The organism is Agrobacterium sp. 719_389, from assembly GCF_900188475.1.
GTDB classification, from domain to species: domain Bacteria; phylum Pseudomonadota; class Alphaproteobacteria; order Rhizobiales; family Rhizobiaceae; genus Agrobacterium; species Agrobacterium radiobacter.
Window position 1 is genome coordinate 134,738 of sequence record NZ_FYEM01000012.1, and the last position, 21,490, is coordinate 156,227.

At 59.9% G+C, this 21,490-nt stretch carries 20 protein-coding genes; 11 read left to right on the plus strand and 9 right to left on the minus strand.

Annotated features, from left to right (window positions below; translation table 11 throughout):
- Nucleotides 1-78: 78 nt before the first annotated feature.
- The 3 genes from CFB10_RS20785 to CFB10_RS20795 form a co-directional block, all read right to left on the minus strand.
- Nucleotides 79-618 (minus strand): lytic transglycosylase domain-containing protein, encoded by a 540-nt coding sequence (locus CFB10_RS20785; RefSeq protein WP_020009283.1) that lies wholly within the window; start codon nt 616-618, stop codon nt 79-81.
- Between the two features lie 247 nt (nt 619-865).
- Nucleotides 866-1,645 (minus strand): N-acetylmuramoyl-L-alanine amidase, encoded by a 780-nt coding sequence (locus CFB10_RS20790; protein WP_020009282.1) that lies wholly within the window; start codon nt 1,643-1,645, stop codon nt 866-868.
- On the minus strand, nt 1,642-2,382 hold the full coding sequence (locus CFB10_RS20795; protein WP_004430712.1) for a DnaJ family molecular chaperone: 741 nt from the start codon (nt 2,380-2,382) through the stop codon (nt 1,642-1,644). The genes CFB10_RS20790 and CFB10_RS20795 overlap by 4 nt, the downstream gene beginning before the upstream one ends.
- Before the next feature lie 319 nt (nt 2,383-2,701).
- On the opposite strand from CFB10_RS20795, the gene CFB10_RS20800 reads away from it, so the two are divergent.
- From CFB10_RS20800 to CFB10_RS20830, 7 genes are all read left to right on the plus strand, one after another.
- Entirely contained in the window at nt 2,702-3,913 is a 1,212-nt protein-coding gene (locus CFB10_RS20800; protein ID WP_004430709.1) for a pyrophosphate--fructose-6-phosphate 1-phosphotransferase, read from the plus strand.
- A gap of 52 nt (nt 3,914-3,965) precedes the next feature.
- Nucleotides 3,966-4,601, plus strand: coding sequence for a LysE family translocator (locus CFB10_RS20805; protein ID WP_004430707.1), 636 nt, complete (start codon nt 3,966-3,968; stop codon nt 4,599-4,601).
- Nucleotides 4,602-4,726: 125 nt separating this feature from the next.
- Nucleotides 4,727-5,800: a lytic transglycosylase domain-containing protein gene (locus CFB10_RS20810; RefSeq protein ID WP_020009278.1), complete on the plus strand. Its 1,074-nt coding sequence runs from the start codon at nt 4,727-4,729 to the stop codon at nt 5,798-5,800.
- Nucleotides 5,801-6,049: 249 nt separating this feature from the next.
- The gene (locus tag CFB10_RS20815) at nt 6,050-7,300 is read left to right on the plus strand and encodes a DUF3419 family protein (RefSeq protein WP_020009277.1); all 1,251 of its coding nucleotides are present in this window, start codon (nt 6,050-6,052) and stop codon (nt 7,298-7,300) included.
- A complete protein-coding gene (locus tag CFB10_RS20820; RefSeq protein WP_020009276.1) occupies nt 7,297-8,016 on the plus strand; it encodes a class I SAM-dependent methyltransferase in 720 nt (239 codons plus the stop codon). The genes CFB10_RS20815 and CFB10_RS20820 overlap by 4 nt, the downstream gene beginning before the upstream one ends.
- Nucleotides 8,017-8,250: 234 nt before the next feature.
- Nucleotides 8,251-9,030, plus strand: coding sequence for a GH25 family lysozyme (locus tag CFB10_RS20825; RefSeq protein ID WP_026363419.1), 780 nt, complete (start codon nt 8,251-8,253; stop codon nt 9,028-9,030).
- A 122-nt stretch (nt 9,031-9,152) separates the two neighbouring features.
- Nucleotides 9,153-10,379 (plus strand): lytic murein transglycosylase, encoded by a 1,227-nt coding sequence (locus CFB10_RS20830; RefSeq protein ID WP_020009274.1) that lies wholly within the window; start codon nt 9,153-9,155, stop codon nt 10,377-10,379.
- A 465-nt stretch (nt 10,380-10,844) separates the two neighbouring features.
- Here CFB10_RS20830 and metF read toward each other — a convergent pair whose 3' ends face one another.
- The 3 genes from metF to ettA all read right to left on the minus strand — a co-directional run bounded on the left by metF (nt 10,845) and on the right by ettA (nt 14,575).
- A complete protein-coding gene (metF, locus tag CFB10_RS20835) occupies nt 10,845-11,750 on the minus strand; it encodes a methylenetetrahydrofolate reductase [NAD(P)H] (RefSeq protein WP_020009273.1) in 906 nt (301 codons plus the stop codon).
- A gap of 1 nt (nt 11,751) precedes the next feature.
- Nucleotides 11,752-12,765 carry a metalloregulator ArsR/SmtB family transcription factor gene (locus tag CFB10_RS20840; RefSeq protein ID WP_020009272.1) on the minus strand — a complete coding sequence of 338 codons (1,014 nt, stop codon included), beginning with the start codon at nt 12,763-12,765 and terminating at the stop codon, nt 11,752-11,754.
- 160 nt (nt 12,766-12,925) lie between these two features.
- Nucleotides 12,926-14,575, minus strand: a complete 1,650-nt coding sequence (ettA, locus tag CFB10_RS20845) for an energy-dependent translational throttle protein EttA (protein WP_020009271.1) — start codon at nt 14,573-14,575, stop codon at nt 12,926-12,928.
- 147 nt (nt 14,576-14,722) lie between these two features.
- Between ettA and CFB10_RS20850 the strand changes: the two genes are divergently transcribed.
- The 4 genes from CFB10_RS20850 (at nt 14,723) to CFB10_RS20865 (ending at nt 19,460) form a co-directional block, all read left to right on the plus strand.
- Nucleotides 14,723-15,673: an alpha/beta fold hydrolase gene (locus tag CFB10_RS20850; protein WP_020009270.1), complete on the plus strand. Its 951-nt coding sequence runs from the start codon at nt 14,723-14,725 to the stop codon at nt 15,671-15,673.
- A gap of 100 nt (nt 15,674-15,773) precedes the next feature.
- Nucleotides 15,774-16,976: a CaiB/BaiF CoA-transferase family protein gene (locus tag CFB10_RS20855; protein WP_004430689.1), complete on the plus strand. Its 1,203-nt coding sequence runs from the start codon at nt 15,774-15,776 to the stop codon at nt 16,974-16,976.
- Complete coding sequence (locus tag CFB10_RS20860) at nt 16,973-18,640, plus strand: thiamine pyrophosphate-binding protein (protein WP_026363418.1); 1,668 nt, start codon at nt 16,973-16,975, stop codon at nt 18,638-18,640. The genes CFB10_RS20855 and CFB10_RS20860 overlap by 4 nt, the downstream gene beginning before the upstream one ends.
- 67 nt (nt 18,641-18,707) lie before the next feature.
- Nucleotides 18,708-19,460 carry a HugZ family protein gene (locus CFB10_RS20865; protein ID WP_020009268.1) on the plus strand — a complete coding sequence of 251 codons (753 nt, stop codon included), beginning with the start codon at nt 18,708-18,710 and terminating at the stop codon, nt 19,458-19,460.
- Between the two features lie 223 nt (nt 19,461-19,683).
- Here the strand turns inward: CFB10_RS20865 and CFB10_RS20870 are convergent, their stop codons facing one another.
- From CFB10_RS20870 to CFB10_RS20880, 3 genes are all read right to left on the minus strand, one after another.
- On the minus strand, nt 19,684-20,025 hold the full coding sequence (locus CFB10_RS20870) for a RidA family protein (RefSeq protein ID WP_003494829.1): 342 nt from the start codon (nt 20,023-20,025) through the stop codon (nt 19,684-19,686).
- Nucleotides 20,026-20,071: 46 nt separating this feature from the next.
- Nucleotides 20,072-20,410 (minus strand): TIGR01244 family sulfur transferase, encoded by a 339-nt coding sequence (locus CFB10_RS20875; protein WP_020009267.1) that lies wholly within the window; start codon nt 20,408-20,410, stop codon nt 20,072-20,074.
- Between the two features lie 116 nt (nt 20,411-20,526).
- Nucleotides 20,527-21,360 (minus strand): aldose 1-epimerase family protein, encoded by an 834-nt coding sequence (locus CFB10_RS20880; RefSeq protein WP_020009266.1) that lies wholly within the window; start codon nt 21,358-21,360, stop codon nt 20,527-20,529.
- Between the last annotated feature and the right edge of the window lie 130 nt (nt 21,361-21,490).

Here is a 21,490-nt window from a genome sequence, read left to right on the forward strand (position 1 = left end):
CAGCTTTGCTTCTGACTACAGCATGCCGGGCCGAACCGGAATCGCTTTTCGCAATTTAACAAGCAATACAAACCGGCCTCAACCGGCCAGCAGCGCCTGCACCTTGCCGCAATAACGCTTGGAGACCGGGTTCATGCGGGTGGCGCCATGACCGGCGTTGTAGCGCAGGATCGTGCTGCAGACCTGGCCGCCGCCCAGCTGATGCGCCGTCGCCAGATATTGCATGCCCCAGCGAATATTGGTCTCGGGATCGTAGAGCGCCTTGGTGGTGCCGCGATAGCCCATCATCCGCGCCGTTGCCGGCTTGATCTGCATCAGCCCGACTTCACCTGCGCTGCCGCGGGCCTTCGGATTAAACTTGCTTTCCACCGAAACCACGGCATGCGCCAGATTGGTGGGAACGCCGTAACGCTTGGCATATTTGACGATCAGATCGGAATAATCGTTCCTGAGCGAGGAAGGCAGGCTTTTTTCGGGAATGGGATAACCGGGCTTGCGGAAGAATGTCTCCAGCGTCACGGTTTTGGTCTTGACGTCCTCGTCTTTGGCAAAAGCAATCCCCGCCTGCGAAGCGAGCATAACAACGCTCGCCACGACAGCAACAACAACCCTGTTCATATGTAGAAAAATTCTCCAGATCGGATGACCGGAACAATGAAGCGACACAAATAGTCTGCGCCCGGAAAGTCGATCTCGACCTTCCGCTGTCCGGTCTCCTTGATTGATATTGACGGTAAGTTCCCCTGAAGAACGACACCGCATGCAGTGACGTTCTTAAACTTCCTCAATGCGGATTAACTGTGGCACAAGAAAAAAGCGACTTGAACACGCTGGAAAAGCGGGAATGCTTTTCCAGAATCGGCGGTTAAGCGCCCGAAAATCTCGGCAGGCTGGCGATCAGCCGGTGCAGCGTGTCGATGGTGGAGAAATCCGCGATACCATCCACCAGGGCGGGGCGGAAGTGCCGCTGGAAAGCCGCCACGGCGCCTTCGGTTTTTTCGCAATAAGCGCCTGTTATTTCAACGCCATAACCATAAATAGACAGCATCGACTGCAGCGCTTCTACCGGCTGGCCATGGTCTCCGCGCTGAAAAAAGCGCCCGCCACGGATCGGCGCAGGCTCCACCCAATGGCCGACACCCTGCTGCGACAGGATGTCCCACGGGAATTTTTCACCCGGATCGACCTTGCGGATCGGGGCGACATCAGAATGCGCCAGCACCCTTTCAGGTGCGATATTCCAGCGCTGGCCGCAATCGCGACACAATTCGATGACGGCTTCGATCTGCTTTTTCGGAAATTCCGGCAGGCCGCCTGGATGGCCCTGATTGGCGATCTCGATACCGATGGAGCGGGAATTGATGTCTTCATCCCCCGTCCAGGTGCTTTTGCCCGCATGCCAGGCACGGCGTGTTTCCGGCACGAGCTGGATGACGCGCCCGTCCTCGAAGACGAAATAATGGCTTGAGACCTGGCTTTCGCGATTGCAGAGCCACGACAACGCGCCGTCGGCCGTCGTCATGCCGGTATAGTGCAGAAGAATGATGTCAGGACCGGCGACACCGAGCCTTTCGCCATGGTTAGGCGAAGGCGCAACGGTTGCGCCCCCGAAATCCGGGGTAAAATCCGGCAGACATTCACTCATGCGACGCGGCGTTCTTTCTCGATGGCCGCATAAGCGGCGTTGAGAGCCGCCATACGCTCATTCGCGGCCGCATGCAATTCCATGGGAACGCCGCGGGCGATGAGCTTGTCGGGATGGTGTTCGGCAACCAGCGTTCGGTACCGCTTGCGGATATCCAGAAAATCGTCCGAAGGTGAAACGCCGAGCACGCGGTAAGGATCGCGCCCGTCCATGTGGACGTGCCGCGCCATGATCGTTTCGAAATGATCTTCGGTGATACGGAAGATTTCCGCGATCCGGCCAAGGAAGGCCAGCTCCCGCTCGTGGATCAGCCCGTCAGCCTTGGCGATGTGGAACAGGCCGTCGATGACGCTTTCCAGCATCTCGCAATTGGCGTGCCCGGAACCGCAAAGACCAGCCAGCCGCTCCGCATAGGCTTCGTAACCGGCAACGTCCTGCCGCGCGAGGTTATAAAGACGGGCGACGTTCTTGGCTTCTTCTTCCGGAAAATCGAAAATCTGCCGGAAAGCGCGAACCTCGGCATCGTTGACGACCCCGTCGGCCTTCGCCATCTTGGCGGAAAGTGCAATGATGGCCACGGAAAAGGAAACCTTGCGGCGGGTTTCCGGATCACCTTCGAAAAGGGTGCGGATGGCTTCCACCACGCGCCCGAGTGCACCGCCTGCCGCGTCGCCGATTGCGCCGAGCAGCCGTTCCCACAGGGATGAAATTTGCAGACACGCGAAATCGAACATCATGCGACAAGCATGACGGGATATTGCCGCGAATGCAATATGTCCAGCGGTCCGGCGGCATTAACTTTTATTCATCTTTGCGACAGTTTTGCTTCAGGAACAAGAGTGCGGCGGACGATGCGACCACGGTTTTCCACAGACGGCGGATAGCCGGCCACCGGCTATGCCGATTGAAACGATTATATTCCACCACTTTGCTCAAGCCGCTGAAAAACCGCGAGAAATCCGCGTTTTTCTTCATAAATTCACTTTACACCTACACGCGGCTGTCGCATCCATTTGCCAGACATGTCTTTGGGTATATGTGAAAAGGAGAGCCATGATGGCCAAACAGAAAGTCGCAATGCTGACCGCGGGTGGCCTTGCGCCCTGTCTCTCTTCGGCCGTGGGCGGCCTGATCGAGCGTTACAGCGACATTGCGCCCGAGATCGACATCATCGCTTACCGCTCGGGTTATCAGGGCGTGCTTCTGGGTGACCGTATCGAAATCAACAAAGACATGCGGGAAAAAGCGCATCTGCTGCACCGTTACGGCGGCTCGCCGATCGGCAACAGCCGCGTCAAGCTCACCAATGCCGCCGATTGCGCCAAGCGCGGTCTGGTCAAGGAAGGCGACAATCCGCTGCGCGTCGCCGCTGACCGGCTGGCGGCCGACGGCATCACCATTCTCCACACCATCGGCGGTGACGACACCAACACGACGGCTGCGGACCTTGCCGCCTATCTCGGCGCGAACGGCTATAACCTCACCGTCGTCGGCCTGCCGAAGACGGTGGATAATGACGTGGTGCCGATCAAGCAGTCGCTCGGCGCCTGGACGGCCGCCGAAGTCGGCGCCTCCTTTTTCGACAATGTCAGCAACGAGCAGAGCGCTGCACCGAAGACCTTCGTCATCCACGAAGTCATGGGCCGCCATTGCGGCTGGCTGACGGCCGCCACCGCCCGCGCCTATATCCAGAAGACCAGCGGCAATGAATATGTCGAAGGCCTGATGATGAACACGCAGATGAAGAACATCGACGGCATCTACCTGCCGGAAATGGCCTTCGACATCGAGGCGGAAGCCGAGCGCCTGAAGGAAATCATGGACAAAAACGGCTATGTCACGCTGTTCGTGTCGGAAGGCGCCGGCCTTGATTCGATCGTTGCCGAACGCGAAGCGTCCGGAGAGGCCGTCAAGCGCGACGCCTTCGGCCACGTCAAGATCGACACGATCAATGTTGGCGGCTGGTTCCAGAAGCAGTTCGCCAGCCTCATCGGTGCTGAACGCTCCATGGTGCAGAAATCAGGCTATTTCGCCCGCTCCGCCGCCGCCAATGGGGACGATCTGCGCCTCATCCAGGGCATGGTCGATCTCGCCGTCGAAAGCGCGCTCAACAAGGTCTCTGGCGTCACCGGCCATGACGAAGACCAGAATGGCAAATTGCGGACGATCGAGTTTCCGCGTATCAAGGGCGGAAAGCATTTCGACCTCTCTGCAAAATGGTTTACCGAAGTGATGGAACACGTCGGTCAGCCGTTCACAGCGGCCTGATTTTACGATAGTCTAAAATAAGACGGCGACAGGGAGGGCAAGGAGGAAGAGAATGTCTGGACAGGCCTGGCTGATTTTTTGTGCAGCATGTGCCGTTGTGTTCGCACTCCCCTCTCCCCTTGTATTCTCTGTTGCCTCCTATGCCGCCATCCGCGGCAAAAAGACGGTCTTCGCCTCCGCTGTCGGCGGCGCGCTCGGCATCGTCACGGCCATGACGATTTCGGCCATTCCGGTGGCCGGTCTCGCCTACCTGCCGCAATCCTTCGTGGAAATCGTGCAATGGGCCGGCATCGGCTGGCTGATGCTGTTTCTGTTGTGGACCTTCGCCACGCCGGCCGCCCAGGCGGCCAATGCCGACAATGACAATCTGCCGGGCAAATCCTGGAGCGGCATTTTCCGCGATTGTTACGCCATTGCCGCTTTGCGCCCGCGCTACTTCACTTTCTTTCTGGCGTTGCTGCCACAATTCGTTTCCACGTCAGGCAACACAATTGAAACGCTCGCCATGGCGCAGGCCGCCATCCTGCTTCTGGCGCTTGTGATTCTGACCGCGCAGGCGCTGTTTGCCGGCCCGACGCTCGCGCTGGTGCGCCGCATGTCGGGCGACAAGAAAATCCGGCCGAAATACCGCACTCACTTCATTTCCGGCCGCGCTGTCAGCGCCGGATACAGGCGCATCGCAGCCTGAAAAACCGGGCCGCCACGTCCCGGCTTGCCGCTATCCTTACAATAGGTTAATGAAGGCTCGACGGGACACTGCCTGCTTCGCTCGACGCGGGGGTATCGAAAGACAGGCATAACGAAGGCGGCAACATGCGAAATTCGGGCAAATTCCGCGGAAGAAGTGCACTTCTTCTGTCTTCCACCGTGGGTCTGGCACTGGCATTGAGCGCATGCACAAGCGTCGAATATACCGCGAAGGAAGGGCCTAACGGCCCGAAGATCGCGACGGTCAATCCCGCTACCACTCCTGCGCAAACATCGACGCAGCCGGCAACGGCCGAAGCCGCAGCGGGCGCAACCTCGGCAGCATCAGCGGTGCAGACCGCCGAAACCGCAACCTCTTCCCAGCCAGCAGCACTTCCCACTGCCGTCGCCGTCAAGGGCGGACGCGTGGCCCTGCCGCCGGCGTCCGAAATCGCAGCCGCCGCAGCCATCACCGCCCAGATGCAGCCGCACCAGACGGAAGTGGCTCAGGCCGCAGGGGCGACATCCGCACCCACCGCCGTTGCAGCACTCGCGCCGACAGGTGCCGCTCCCGCGGCAGCAGCCATCGAAACGGCGGCCAAGCCGGCTGCCCACAATGCCGCCGCCGATCTGCCGCAGGTGGTTGCCATCAAGGGCAGCTTCCCTCCCGCACCGCCGCCGCCCGGCTCGCCCTCCATCGGCACCGAACTGACGGCGGAACGCAAAGTCATTCCGCTACCGAAGCCGGACAGCACGGTTCTGGCCTATGCCGCCGGCCCCACCAATGCCGCACTTGCCGCCATCCGGCAGAACGAATCAATGACGGCGCCGCTCAATTCCGCGCCGGCTGGACGCGAAAAGCTGAGCGGCCTTATTACCAAATACGCCACCATGTATGATGTGCCGGAAGATCTGGTTCACCGCGTGGTGCAGCGCGAGAGCCGATACAATCCCGGCGCCTATAGCAGCGGCAATTTCGGCCTGATGCAGATCAGGCACGCCACGGCCCGCTCCATGGGCTTCGATGGCCCCGCCTCCGGCCTCTTCGATGCCGAAACCAATCTCAAATACGCCGTCAAATATCTGCGCGGCGCATGGGTTGTGGCTGGTAACGACCGCGACAATGCCGTCCGGCTTTACGCACGCGGTTATTATTACGATGCCAAGCGCAAGGGCATGCTGCACGTCCTGCGCAAGTGATGGCCTCTGGCGGCGCTGGGAGCGCCGTGCAGCTAAGCAGCCTTTCCAAATAAACGCCGCGACGTTTTTTTCGTCATCCTCGGGACCAGCCCGAGGATGACGTCGTGTCCAATGGAAGCTTATCGGCAATCCGAGATACGGGCTGGTTTTCCACCGTCTCCTTTATTCCCCGACTTTGCCCACAGCCCCTGTCATCAAATTGTAGTGTCCCGGCTGTAGACGCCTCTCAATCGACTGAGAGGTGAACATATGACGAGTGCGGCACCCAAGACCGGCTTCAGCAAGAACACAAAACTGAAGTCCGCATTGCTCCAGCACAAGGCACTCTCCAAAAGCGGATTGTCCGAGCGCTTTTTCGGCGTCCTCTTTTCCGGCCTCGTCTATCCGCAGATCTGGGAAGACCCTGAGATCGACATGGAAGCGATGGAGCTTGGCGAAGGCCACCGCATCGTCACCATCGGCTCGGGCGGCTGCAACATGCTGGCCTATCTCTCCCGCAACCCTGCCAGCATCGATGTGGTTGATCTCAACCCGCATCACATTGCGCTGAACAAGCTGAAGCTTGCCGCGTTCCGCCATCTGCCGGCCCATCAGGATGTGGTGCGCCATTTCGGCCGCGCCAACACCCGCAGCAACAGCCACGGGTACGACCGCTTCATCGCAGAGCACCTTGACGCCACGACCAAGGCTTACTGGTCGAAGCGCACCCTTTCCGGCCGCCGCCGCATCTCGGTGTTCGACAGGAACATCTACCGCACCGGCCTGCTCGGCCGCTTCATCGGCGCTGGCCATCTCATGGCCCGGCTGCACGGCGTGAAACTCACCGAAATGGCCAAGACCCGGACGCTGGACGAACAGCGCCAGTTCTTCGACAGCAAGGTCGCACCGCTATTCGACAAGCCGGTGGTGCGCTGGCTGACGAAGCGCAAAAGCTCGCTTTTCGGCCTCGGTATTCCGCCACGCCAATATGACGAGCTGGCCAGCCTTTCCGATAACGGCACGGTTGCCTCGGTTCTCAAGCAGCGCCTGGAAAAGCTCGCCTGCAACTTCCCGCTCAGCGACAATTATTTCGCCTGGCAGGCCTTCGCGCGCCGTTATCCCGAACCGCATGAGGGCGCCCTGCCCGCCTATCTCAAGCCGGAATATTACGAGACGATCCGCAACAACACGGCGCGCGTCGCGGTGCATCACGCCACCTATACCGAGCTTCTCTCGCGCAAGCCTGCAAGCGCCGTCGACCGCTACATCCTCCTCGACGCACAGGACTGGATGACGGACGTGCAGCTCAACGAATTGTGGTCGCAGATCAGCCGCACCGCCGCCTCGGACGCACGCATCATATTTCGCACCGCCGCCGAAAAGAGCGTCATCGAAGGTCGGCTTTCCCCTGATATCCGCAACCAGTGGGTCTATCTCGAAGAGCGCTCCAACGAGCTCAACGCCATGGACCGCTCGGCCATCTACGGCGGCTTCCATATTTACGAGAGGGCTATGGCATGAAAACCATCGGCGAGAATGTGGGCCTTGCAGACAGCGCGCATGCGAGCCTGATGGACCGCATGTATCGCCACCAGCGGCATATCTACGATATCACCCGCAAATATTACCTTCTCGGCCGCGACAGGACCATTTCCAGCCTCAACGTGCCGAAGGGCGGCACGTTGCTGGAAGTGGGCTGCGGCACCGGTCGCAACCTGCTGCTGGCCAGCCGCAAGTTTCCGGACGCGAAACTGTTTGGCCTCGACATTTCCGCCGAAATGCTGCTGACCGCATCCGAGAATTTCGCCGGCAAGGCGGAACGCCCCATTCTGCGCGTGGCCGATGCCACCGCCTTCCGTGCTTCGGAATTCGGCCAGTCCGAGGGCTTCGATCGCGTCATGATCCCCTATGCGCTGTCGATGATACCGGACTGGGAAAAGGCGATCGAACAGGCGCTCACGGCGGTAAAACCAGGCGGTTCGCTGCATATTGTCGATTTCGGCCAGCAGGAACAGTTGCCGAATTGGTTCCGCACGCTTCTGCAAGCCTGGCTCACCCGCTTTCACGTTACGCCCCGCGCCAATCTCCGCTATGTTCTGGCCAATATGGCCGGCCGTTTTGACGGTAATCTCGAATTCGAGGAAATCGCCCGGGGTTATGCGTGGCGGGCTGTCATCACACTTCCGGTCGTTGAAGCGCAGCAGCCGAAAATCCACCGCATATTGGCCGACGCCTGATTCCCGGGGGCGGTGCGAATCTTTGGGGGCCAAAGGGGTGTCGCCTTCAAGGCTCCTGCCGAGCCAGATCTCGGCGTTAAAACCGCAAACCGCTTCAAATCCAGCGACTTGCGGGGTGCAAAAAACACGTTGCCCCTTGCCATATCAGTTTGTTTACCATGTTATGCGTAAATCGGGAGATACGGCGCGCTGTTTTGCGGCCGTGGGATGGGCAACATTTTCATCAGGATTCCAATGCGGCTGCGTTTATGGGCACTATTGTCGGCTTTGCTGTTGATCGGCGGCTGCACCTCCACCAGCTATGACCTGCTGGAAACCGCATCCGTTTCCAAGCCGAAATTTTCCGATACCGACCCGCAGGATTTCGGCATGAACAATCCGCACCGCCATGAGGTGCACGGCATCGACGTGTCCAAATGGAATGGTGATGTCGACTGGCAGACCGTCCGCAAATCAGGTGTCTCCTTCGTTTTCATCAAGGCGACGGAGGGATCGGACCGCATCGATCCGAAGTTCGGTGACCATTGGCGCAGCGCGGCAGCCGCGGATATTCTGCATGCGCCCTACCATTTCTATTATTTCTGCTCGACAGCGGATGCCCAGGCCGACTGGTTCATTCGCAACGTGCCAAAGGACGCCGTCACCCTGCCGCCGGTTCTCGACGTGGAGTGGAACTCCTCCTCGCCCACCTGCAAGACGCGCCCGGCGCCCGGCGTTGTTCGCGTCGAAATGCAGCGTTTCCTCGACCGCATCGAAGCCCATTATGGCAAGCGCCCGATCATCTATACCTCTGTTGATTTCCACCGCGACAACCTCGTTGGCCAGTTCAAGGATTACCATTTCTGGGTGCGTTCCGTCGCCGCCCATCCGGCCAAGATCTACGAAGATCGCAAATGGGCCTTCTGGCAATATACGGCAACCGGCGTCGTGCCCGGCGTAAACGGCCCAACCGACATCAATGTCTTTGCCGGTACGGAGAAAAACTGGCGAAAATGGATTGCTTCGGCCAAATAAGACGGCCAAGAAGCAACACTTTCGAAAAATCGGCGTTGTTCTGCAACGTCAGATCGCGCGGTCCGTTTTTTTGTCGCAAACATATGGGTAAAGCGGGCTAACAACCTATCGAGGAAATTCCCATGCCCACGTTCCGGTCGCGCAGCATCGTTTTTGCCGCCGCTTTGTCGCTTCTTTCCACCACCTGCGCCTTCGCCACCCCGCCCGTTGCCTCGCCTGAGGATCCCAAGCAGGTTTCCTGCGGCGGCGATCTCGGCGCGTTTCTTGAAGGCGTGAAAGCCGATGCGCTCGCCAAGGGCATTCCGGCCGATGCCATTCAGAAGGCGCTTGCAGGCGCGCAGATCGATCCGAAAGTGCTCTCGCGTGACCGCGCCCAGGGCGTCTTCCGTCAAACCTTCCTGGAGTTCTCCCAGCGCACCGTCAGCCAGGCGCGTCTGGATATCGGCCGCAAGAAGCTTCAGGAACTGTCCTCCACCTTCGCCCGCGCCGAAAGTGAATACGGTGTACCGGCCGGCGTCATCGCCGCCTTCTGGGCCATGGAAACCGATTTTGGCGCCGTTCAGGGTGATTTCAACACCCGTAACGCGCTGGTGACCCTTTCGCATGATTGCCGCCGCCCGGAACTCTTCCGCCCGCAATTGCTAGCGCTCATCGAAATGGTCCAGCATGGTGATCTCGACCCCACCACCAATAGCGGCGCGTGGGCCGGTGAAATCGGCCAGGTGCAGATGCTGCCCAAGGACATCATCGCCTTCGGCGTCGATGGTGATGGCGACGGCCACATCAACGTCAAGAGCAGCGCCCCGGATGCGATCCTGACGGCTGCGAAGTTCATCCAGCATCTCGGTTTCAAGAAGGGCGAACCCTGGATTCAGGAAGTTTCCCTGCCGGAAAACCTGCCCTGGGAAAAATCCGGCCTCGGCGGCCCGCTGACAGCCGGCGAATGGTTCGCGCTTGGCGTGACGCCACGAGACGGCAACAAGAACTTCGCCGCCCTGCCCGCAGCGCTCATCATGCCGCAGGGGCGCAAGGGACCGACCTTCATCACCTATCCCAACTTCAACATCTATCTGGAATGGAACCAGTCGTTCATCTACACGACTTCGGCCGCCTATTTCGCCACCCGCCTGATGGGCTCCCCCGTCTACAACAAGGGCAATCCGGAGCCCGGTTTCGATGACGCGACCATGAAGGAGCTTCAGACCAAGCTCGAAGCGCGCGGACACAATGTCGGCAAGGTGGATGGCATTCTCGGTTCCGGCACCCGCGTCGCCATCCAGAAGGAGCAGCAGCGTCTCGGACTGCCCGCTGATGGCTGGCCGTCTGCCGCACTTCTGCAGGCGCTTTAAGCAATCTTAACGACGCCTTCCGGACTTTAATCTATCGGCCGGAATCAAGGCATAAAGTGTTAATCTCGACCTGATGACTGGGGATAACACCCCGGTCATTTACTTTTTTTAAAGATATGAAGCACTGCGTGATAAGAAAATAATCATTTAATTTCAGCATGTTACATGAATTGATTTTTTGCGCCCCGCCAAAGCGTGCTGCACTGCGTCACAGAAACCGCTTTTCAACTGCCACAAAACGGTCATATTATCGAACCTGTCAACAACAGGAGGCACCCATGGGACTTACAAAATCTCTCAATGCCTTGGCAGTCGGTTTGGCGTTTTTGTTCGTAGCGATGATGCTTTTCATCTGACACGACGTGAAGACCAAACGCAGATAAGAACCGTAGATGACACGAGTTTAAAAAGCGCAGGCCCCGAGGGACCTGCGCTTTTTTCATGTCGGTGCTCTGCTGCTTTAAGTCAGGCGGCGCTGCGGCGCAGACGCTCCAGCCCGAGATTTTCAAGCACAGCGTCGACCAGGGGCGCGCGGTTCATGGTGTAGAGGTGGAACTCATTGACACCGCGACGCTGAAGATCGGCGATCTGTTCGGCGGCAACCTCCGCAGCCACGCGGGCACGACCTTCCAGATCGTCGTCATAGCCTTCAAAACGCTCATCCAGGAAACCGGGAACGCTGGTGCCGCAACGGCCGGCGAAACGCTTGAGCTGGGTGAGATTCTGGATCGGCATGATGCCCGGAACCACCGGAATGGTGATGCCTGCAGCCGTCACCCGCTCCATATAGCGCTCGAACACGTCGTTATCGAAGAAGAACTGCGTCAGCGCACGCGTCGCGCCATTGTCCGCCTTGCGCTTCAGCATATCGATATCAACAGCATCGCTGGCGCTCTCGGGATGTTTTTCCGGATAGGCGGAAACGGAAATCTCGAAATCGCCTATCTCGCGCAGTCCCTTCACCAGGGCTGCAGCATTCTCATAACCTTCCGGATGCGGCTGATAAGCCGTGCCGATGCCGGTGGAGGGATCGCCACGCAGCGCCACGAAATGGCGAACGCCGGCGTTACGGAATTCTTCGATGACCTGATGCACGTCCTCACGGCTGGCATCCACGCAGGTCAGATGTGCGGCGGTCGACAGATGGCTGTCACCGATCATGCGGCGCACCGCATCCAGTGTCGGCGCTTTGGTGGATCCACCGGCGCCATAGGTGACGGACACGAAATCCGGATCCCACTTCTTCAGCTCGGCAACCGTTTCCCAGAGCTGGGTTTCCATCTCGGCATTCTTGGGCGGGAAAAATTCGAAAGACAACCGGATATCGCCCCGGATATCGCCATTGTGGCGTGCGGTTTCCGACCTCAACATATCATGCCCTCCCGGCAGCGAGTAAAACGGCCTCTTGCACCACATCGTCTGCCATCAGCAGCCGCTGGTCGCGGGCAACCCAGATCGTCACGTCCAGAGATTCATCGGACGCCTTTTCAGAATGAAGATCGACGGCGCGGTCCGGAGCAAGTCCGGCCTTTTTCAGCCATTCTTCCATCAGCGGATGGGAAAAACCGAGCCGCACATGCGCATGTTCATCGCGCAGATATTCGAAGGAATGCGGCGCAAGGTCGATGACGATCAGCCGCCCACCGGGACGCAGCATGCGCGCGGCTTCCGAAAGCGCGATTTCCGGCTGGTCGAGGAAATGCAGGACTTGATGGATAACGATCAGATCGAAATCCTGTCCCTCCAGCGGCAGATTGAGAATATCGCCATGACGGACCGAGGCGTTGACCACCCCTGCCTTGTCGAGATTGGCACGCGCCACCGACAGCATGTCACGGCTGGCATCGACGCCGATCGCGCGACGATAGATGCCGCTCAGAAGCTGCAGGATACGGCCGGTGCCGGTGCCCAGATCGAGAAGCGAATCGACAGGCGTGGTGCCCACCAGCTTCAGGAGCGCACCCTCCACGGCCTCGTCACTGACATGCAGGCGACGCAGTTCGTCCCAGGCGGAAGCATTGCGGCTGAAATAATCCTGCGCCCGCTCCGCCCGCACCCGCTTGACGGTGGCAAGCCGTTCACTGTCACGCTGAAGAACGGCATCAGACGGCGACGCGGCGTCAAGCAGCTGCCGAACGACGCCCGCGGGCTCACCATCCTGCCGCAGACGGAAATAGGCCCATGCGCCTTCCTGATAACGCTCGATCAGCCCCTCTTCCGTCAAAAGTTTGAGGTGACGGGAGATACGCGGCTGCGACTGGCCGAGGATTTCGGTAAGATCGGTAACCGTCAGATCGCCGGCAGCCAGAAGCGCAAGCAAGCGAAAGCGCGTCGTCTCACCCGCCGCTTTCAACAGATCCACCAATTTGTCCAGACCGAACGTCACTCTGCCGCGCCTCGCAAGCTAATCAAGATATAAAGATATCTTTATGTCGATGTAGCGTTCGATGCAAGCGTAAAGTGTCGTGCGAGACGATGATGTCCACTTATTGCACGGAAAAAGGCCCGCTTTACGGCGGGCCTTTTTGAAGAAATGACGAAAGCGATCAGCGCGTCAGGCGCTTGTAGCTCACGCGGCCGGGCTTGATGCTTTCCGGGCCGAGACGGCGGACCTTGTCCTTTTCGTAGTCTTCGAAGTTGCCTTCGAACCATTCCACGTGGCTGTCACCCTCGAAAGCGAGGATGTGGGTGGCCAGGCGGTCGAGGAACATGCGGTCGTGGCTGATGATAACGGCGCAACCGGCGAAGGCTTCCAGCGCTTCTTCGAGCGCTGCCAGCGTTTCCGTATCAAGGTCGTTGGTCGGTTCGTCGAGCAGCAGCACGTTGCCGCCGGCCTTCAGCATCTTGGCAAGGTGCACGCGGTTACGCTGACCACCCGAGAGATTGCCGACCTTCTGCTGCTGATCGCCGCCCTTGAAGTTGAAGGCGCCACAATAGGCGCGCGAGTTCACTTCGAACTTGCCGAGCTTGATGATGTCGTTGCCGCCGGAGATTTCCTCCCAGACAGTCTTGTCACCCGCCAGCGTATCGCGGCTCTGGTCGACATAACCGAGCTGAACCGTCTCGCCGACAGTCACCGAGCCGCTATCGGGCTGTTCCTGACCGGTGATCATGCGAAACAGGGTGGTCTTACCCGCGCCGTTCGGACCGATGACGCCGACAATGCCGCCCGGAGGCAGCTTGAAGGTGAGGTTCTCGATCAGAACCCGATCGCCGTAGGATTTGGTGAGGTTTTCCGCCTCGATAACGACACGGCCAAGACGCTCGGCAACCGGAATAACGATCTGCGCGTCGCCGGGACGGCGGTTTTCAGCTGCTTCCACCAGCTCGTCATAGGCCTTGATACGCGCCTTGGATTTCGTCTGGCGTGCCTTGGGGCTGGAGGCGATCCACTCGCTTTCGCGGCTGATGGCCTTCTGGCGCGAGGCGTCTTCGCGGGCTTCCTGCTGCATGCGCTTGGCTTTCGCCTGCAGGTAAGCGGAATAGTTGCCTTCGTATGGAATGCCGCGACCACGGTCGAGCTCGAGAATCCAGCCCGTCACGTTGTCGAGGAAGTAGCGGTCGTGGGTGATCATCATCACGGCGCCGGGATAGTCGCGCAGGTGCTTTTCGAGCCAGGCGATGGTTTCCGCATCAAGATGGTTGGTCGGTTCGTCGAGCAGCAGCAAGTCCGGCTGCGACAGCAGCAGGCGGCAGAGCGCCACACGGCGGCGTTCACCACCCGAAAGGCCGGTTACGGCCGAGTCGCCGGGCGGGCAACGCAGGGCGTCCATGGCCATTTCAACCTGGTTTTCCAGATCCCACAGGTTCTGGCTGTCGATGATGTCCTGAAGCTTCGCGCCCTCATCCGCCGTTTCGTCGGAATAATTCATCATCAATTCGTTGTAGCGGTCAACGATGGCCGTCTTGCTCGCCACGCCTTCCATGACGTTTTCCATCACGGTCTTGTTTTCGTCGAGCTTCGGCTCCTGCTCGAGATAACCGAGCGTAGCACCTTCGGCCAGCCATGCCTCGCCGGTATATTCCTTGTCGAGACCGGCCATGATCTTCAAAACAGTCGACTTACCGGCGCCGTTGGGGCCGAGGATACCGATCTTGGCGTCTGGGTAGAAGGAGAGATGAACGTTCTCCAGAACCTTCTTCGCGCCATAGGCCTTGTTCAGCCCGGCCATGTGATAGATGAATTGACGTGCCATTGTAGCGAATGCTCCACATCGGATTTTAAAGAGTACGTATCGGGAAATTTGCCGCTATGTAGGGTAAATAGGACCTTGGGGCAACCTCTGGCACGATTATGACCCCATGATTATGACAAGAGATGTTATGGCAGGACAGGCGCGATCATGAATGAAACGACCGACGACTTGGCCTTCAGCCGTATTGAGAGACTGGAAGCCCCCTCCGGCGCATCCATCGCCTTTCGCCACCAGCCCTCCGCCCTTTCCCCGGCGCGCGGCGTGCTGATGATCTGCCATGGCCTTGTCGACTATGCCGGACGTTATCGCCGGTTCGCGGATGTGATGTCGAAGCAGGGTTTCGAAGTCTATGCCCACGACCATCGCGGCCATGGCCGCACGAGAGCGGCAGATGCGCCTCTTGGCCGTTTTGGCTGGAAGGACGGCGCGGAAAAGGTCATCGCCGACGTCATGGCGATGCGCCGGATGGTCGGCGAAAGGCACCCCGGCCTGCCGGTGATCCTGTTCGGCCATTCCATGGGCGGCCTCGTGGCGCTTAACACCGCCGTCAGCCATCCGGATGCCTTCGACGGCCTGTCGATCTGGAATTCCAATCTCAACCCCGGCCTCATGGGCCGCGTCGCGCAGGTGCTGTTGCGGCTGGAAAAAATGCTGAAAGGCTCTGATGTGCCGAGCGCCATTCTGCCGAAGGCAACCTTCCGCGTATGGAATGCCCGAATGCCGGAAAAGCGCACCCATGCGGACTGGCTTAGCCATGACAAGGCGGCAGTGGATGCCTATGTGGAAGATCCGCTCTGCCAGTTCGAGGCAAGTGTTTCCCTGTGGCAGGATGTTTTCCAAATGTCCTTTCGTGCACCGAAACTCATTGAGCGCCTTCCGAAAACCTTGCCGCTTCTGCTTGTCAGCGGCGATCAGGATTCAGCCACCAATGACGGCCAAGAGATCGTCTGGCTGGCGGAGCGTTTCCGGGAGGCCGGCTTCAGCCATGTCGAGCACACGATCTACAAGGGCATGCGGCACGAGACCTTGAACGAGATCGGCTGGCAGGCCGTGGCGGCGGATTTCGCCGCCTGGTGCGGGCGCGTCGTCGGCGATTGAGGCAGCCTTTGCCGAAACGGAATAAGTCCATGAGATAAAATCACATGCGACGCGGCAAGCAGCGGTCTATAAACCGGCAGACACAAATACCGGGGGACAGATGACCGACATGCCGAACAGGAAACCGCCGCTATCAGGCATTCGCGTCATCGAGCTGGCGCGTGTTCTGGCCGGTCCCTGGGCGGGGCAGATGCTGGCAGACATGGGCGCCGACGTCATCAAGGTGGAAAACCCCGAAGGCGGCGACGATACCCGCGCATGGGGGCCGCCCTTTGTCGAGGATGCCGATGGAGAAAACCTCTCCGCCGCCTATTATCACGCCACCAATCGCGGCAAACGCTCGATCGTCGCCGATCTGAAGACGCCTGAGGGTTGCGAGCTGGTGCGCCGGCTGGTGCGCACCGCCGATGTCGTCATCGAGAATTTCAAGCGCGGCGGGCTTGCCAAATATGGCCTCGACTACGAGAGCCTGCGGGCGCTCAATCCGAAGCTGATCTATTGCTCCATCACCGGCTTCGGCCAGACCGGGCCTTATGCCGATCTCGCCGGATACGACTATATCGTGCAGGGCATGTCCGGTTTCATGTCGATCACGGGCGAAGCGGACGGACAGCCGATGAAGGCGGGTGTTGCGGTTGCCGATATCTTTACCGGCATCTATTCCGTGTCAGCCATTCAGGCGGCCCTGATCCACGCCATTCGATCAGGCGAAGGCCAGCACATCGACATGGCGCTTCTCGATGTGCAGTCGGCCGTGCTGGCGAACCAGAACATGAATTACCTGATTTCCGGCAAGCCTCCCGTCCGGCTCGGCAACGCCCACCCGAATATTTCCCCCTATGAGGTGGTGCCGACTGCCGACGGTTTCCTGATCCTCGCGGTCGGCAATGACGGCCAGTTCCGCCGTCTCTGCAATATTCTCGGCATCGGCGCGATTGCCGACGACGAGCGTTACGCGACGAACAAGGCCCGCGTGGCCCATAAGGTCGAGGTGCGACAGATCGTGTCCACGGAAACCTTGAAATGGCAGAAGCGCGATCTTCTGACCGCCTGCGAAAAGAACGCCGTCCCGGCCGGGCCGATCAACTCCATCGAGGAAATGTTCGCCGATCCACAGGTTCAGGCACGTGGCCTTCGCATCGATCTGGAAGCGGAAGACGGCACCGTCATCCCCGGTGTCCGCACACCCATTATCATGTCGCAAACGCCGCTGCGCTATGAACGCCCGAGCCCGAAGCTCGGCGAACATCAGGCGCAGGTGCTGGCCGAACTGGAAAACATCGAAAGGACCACGACGCCATGACTGCAGCCGGAATGAAAAGAACAGGCGGGCAATTGATCGTCGAAGCGCTGAAGGCCAATGGCGTCTCCCGCGTTTCCTGCGTTCCGGGCGAAAGCTATCTCGCCGTGCTGGATGCGCTTTATGAAAGCGGCATCGAAACCGTGGTCTGCCGCCAGGAAGGCGGCGCCGCCATGATGGCCGACACCTGGGGCCGGCTGACCGGCGAACCCGGCATCTGCATGGTGACCCGTGGTCCGGGCGCAACCAACGCCTCGGCCGGCCTGCATATCGCACGGCAGGATTCCATTCCGATGATCCTCTTCATCGGCCAGGTGCAGCGCGAAGCGCGTGAGCGCGAGGCGTTTCAGGAAGTGGAATATCGCCGCGCTTTCACCGAATTCGCCAAATGGGTGGGCGAGATCGACGATGCCCGCCGCATTCCCGAATTCGTCACCCGCGCCTTTGCCGTCGCCACCTCCGGCCGCCCCGGCCCGGTTGTGCTGACCCTGCCCGAAGACATGCTGGTGGAAGAGGTCGAAGCGCCCCAGGCGAAGCCCTACACACCCGTCGAGGCACATCCTGGCCCGTCGCAGATGGCCGCCTTCGCGAAAATGCTTGATGAGGCAAAGCGCCCGGTCTTCATCATCGGCGGCACGCGCTGGTCCGAGGAAAGCGTCGCAGGCTTCAAGGCTTTTGCGGAAAAGCACAAACTTCCCGTCGGCTGTTCCTTCCGCCGTCAGATGCTGTTCGATCATCTGAGCCCCTCCTATGCGGGCGATGTCGGTATCGGCATCAATCCGGCGCTGACCAAGGAGATCAAGGAGGCCGATCTCGTCGTTCTGCTCGGCGGCCGCCTCTCCGAAATGCCGTCTTCCGGCTATACGCTGCTCGACATCCCCTACCCCTCGCAGAAACTCGTCCACATCTATCCCGAAGCCGAAGAGCTTGGCCGCGTTTACCGTCCTGATCTTGCGATCTGCGCCGCGCCGGATGATTTCGTTGCCGCCCTCTCCTCGCTCACCCTTACCGCGAATGCCGCATGGGCGGACCGCACCGCCGCCATGCATTCGGCCTATCTGAATTGGTCCACCCCACCGCAGACTGGCCCCGGCGCGGTGCAGATGGGGCCGATCATGGACTGGATCGAGGCGAATGTGCCCGAGGATGCGATCTTCACCAATGGCGCGGGCAACTATGCCACCTGGGTGCATCGCTTCCATCGTTTCCGTCGCTACAACACGCAATCGGCGCCGACATCAGGCTCGATGGGTTACGGCCTGCCGGCGGCGGTTGCCGCGAAGCACCTTTTCCCGGAGCGTGAGGTGATCTGTTTTGCCGGTGACGGCTGTTTCATGATGCATGGTCAGGAATTCATCACTGCCGTGCGTTACGGCCTGCCGATCATCACCGTGCTGGTCAATAACGGCACCTACGGCACGATCCGCATGCATCAGGAGCGGGAATATCCCGGCCGTGTCAGCGGCACGGATCTCGTCAACCCGGATTTCAACGCCTTTGCCAAGGCCTATGGCGGCCACGGCGAAACGGTGGAAAGGACCGAAGACTTCGCCGCCGCCTTCGAACGGGCCCGTGCAAGCGGCAAGCCGGCCATCATCGAGGCGAAGCTGGACGCTGAAGCCATCACGCCGACACGGACCCTGACGCAGATCAGAACCCGCGCGTGACATTGCGCATGGACATGGTTCCGGCATGGTGTAAATCCTGACTGCGACTCACAGCTTAGGATACGACATGCCGGACACCGCCCCTCCCGTCATCACTCCACGCGGCGCAAAGATCGAACCCTCGGCCGGCGCGCCTTTCGAGGCCGTGCGCGTGGCCCGCGACGTGCTGCACACATCCCGCACGGCAGCGCTCGCCACTCTCGATCCCGTCAGCGGTTATCCCTATACGACCGCGACCAATATCGGCATCGAGCCGGATGGCACGCCGTTCTTCTTCGCCGCCGGGCTGACGCTGCATGCCCGCAACATGGAGGCGGACCCGCGCATCTCGCTGACGCTCGCCCCCTTCGGCAAGGGCGATGCGCTGACGCTGCCGCGGCTGACACTGGTGGGCAAGGCGGAACAAATCGGCCCGGATAAAGGGCCACTCGCCATCGCGCGCTACATTGCCCGCTACCCCAAAGCGAAGCTTTATCTCTCCCTTCCCGATACGCGGCTTTACCGGCTGCGGACGGAAGGTGTGCAGATCAATGGCGGCCCGGCCCGCAATGCCAGCAACATCACCCCGGCCGATCTGCGCACCGATCTGTCAGGCGCAGACGAACTGATGGCGGCGGCGGAAAGCGAAGCCATCCGCCTTAACGCCATCAAGGGCGAAGCATCCCGGCTTGCCGTTCTGGCCGGCGCAAAAAGCGGCCGCTGGACGATCACCTCCATCGACCCTGAAGGCATCGATCTCGCCTCGGCGAGCGATCTGGCCAGGCTGTGGTTTGCGGAGCGGGTGACGACGTTGAAGCTGTTTGAGAAGGCGCTTGCTTAGCTTTTGAAGTGACGTTTCCAAGCGATTCACAAACCTGGGACAATCCCCTCTCCTCCGTCATGCTCGGGCCTGTCCCGAGCATCTGCAACCTATCAAATTGCGATAGGTGATTGGATCCTCGGGACAAGCCCGAGGATGACGAAACGAAGGTTTCGAATTTTCTCATCAAAAAAGGCCGGGCCGCTTTCCGCGACCCGGCCTTTCTCAAAAATCAGACGGATGCTCAGAGAGCAGCGGTCACGATGAACTCAACCTTGTAATCCGGCGTTGCCAATGGTGCACCGCTGGTGGCGCGGGCCGGCGGGTTTGCCGGGTCGATCCAGCCTTCCCAGACGGCGTTCATTTCGCCGAAGGTGGACATGTCGGAGAGGTAGATGATCGTCTGCAGGATCTTCGACTTGTCCGAACCGGCAGCGGCCAGCAGGCGGTCGACTTCAGCGAGAGCAGACTTGCTCTGTTCCGTAACGCTCGTACCTTCGCCAACCTGGCCGGCCAGGTAAACGGTGTTGCCGTGAACGACGGCGCCGCTCATGCGCTTGCCCGGCTCGATACGCTTGATGGTCATGAAAAACTCCTGTTGATTGGCATTAAAAGTCGGGATGTGCGGAAAATCAGCCGCGCAGGTGATGGGTCTTTTCGTAGATGGCCGTCGAGCGCGCGCCGGAGCGGCAATAACCGAGCATCGGACGCTGCAATTCGTCCAGCGCATCCACCATGCCGGCAGCGGCATCGGCGTCGACGCCATATCGGCCAACAGGCACATGCATGATGGTGAGGCCAAGCTGTTCCGCACGCTCGGCAATATCGGCAAAAAGCGGCTGGCCGTCTTCTTCGCCGTCGGGGCGGTGGCAGACGATCGACTTGAAGCCGAGCGCCTTGATCTCGTCCAGATCGGCGACGCTGATCTGTCCCGTTACCGAATATTCGTCGTCTATGCGCCTGATATCCATGTCATACCTCCGCTGAAACCGGCGTCCGCGCCGCTGGCTGTCATCCTTAAATCCGCATCCGATGTAAGCGGTCAAACCCCATGCGTCAATGATGCGCGGCCTTCATTCGGTACAGCTCAGAGGATGGAAAAGCGCAGGCCGAAGGAACGGCTTTCGCCCGGCTGAAGAATATTGAACTCGCCCGCCGCCTCAAGCTCGCCACGCCCCACCCAGCGATGCGAAACCGGCTCGATGCCGAGCACATTGGCGGGCTCCTGCTGGTTACGCCACATTTGCAGATAGGGCAGCGTCTCCGTGCGAAAACGCACGGTCAGTGTCTTCCCGCCAATGGCCGCAATCGGGCCAAGCTTCAATTCCGCCCATTCGTCCTTGCCGGCGGAAACACAGAAAACATTGCCCGGCTCCTCGCCAAAACGCCAGCCGTGGCCGCCGCCATCCAGCATCGCGCCTTCAAGCCGCACGGCATCATCAAACAGGCGGGCGCCGACATTCATGTGATACATCAGGAATACCGGGATCGGCCGGTCTGACGTATTGACGATCCTGTCATCAAGGCTGACTTCGCCGCTTTCGCCATGGATGCTCCATGTCCGTTCCAGCAGTGCTGTGCCACCATCGGCGAGCTTTACGGGAACCTCGACGCGCGCCAGCGCATTGGACTCCTGAACATCGAAGACGATGATCGTCGCGGGATGCGAGGAGAAGGAGCCATGCAGCGGATATCGACGCCCCTCACCGTCGCCATCGATCGGTTCGGGATGGCGGATATGGTCGGGACCGCAGGTGAACAGAAAGCCTTCCAGCGAATGGTCGATACGCGCATCGCCATCATCGGGAATGGCGCGGCCGGGCGCGATATCGATGCCATCGACGACGCAAGCGCCGATATCGAAAACGGAGGTTTCATCGAGGAAAATGCGTGGCGACCTGCCAGCCTGAAACGAACGCAAGACAACCTCCCTGTGGCACTAAAAACGCATGGTTCACGGAAACGCTACTAACCGTGACGGAAATTAAGATTGCATTAACCGCGAATTCACCTTTTTCACAATAGGGTCAAGATTGCGGTGTGTTTATCGG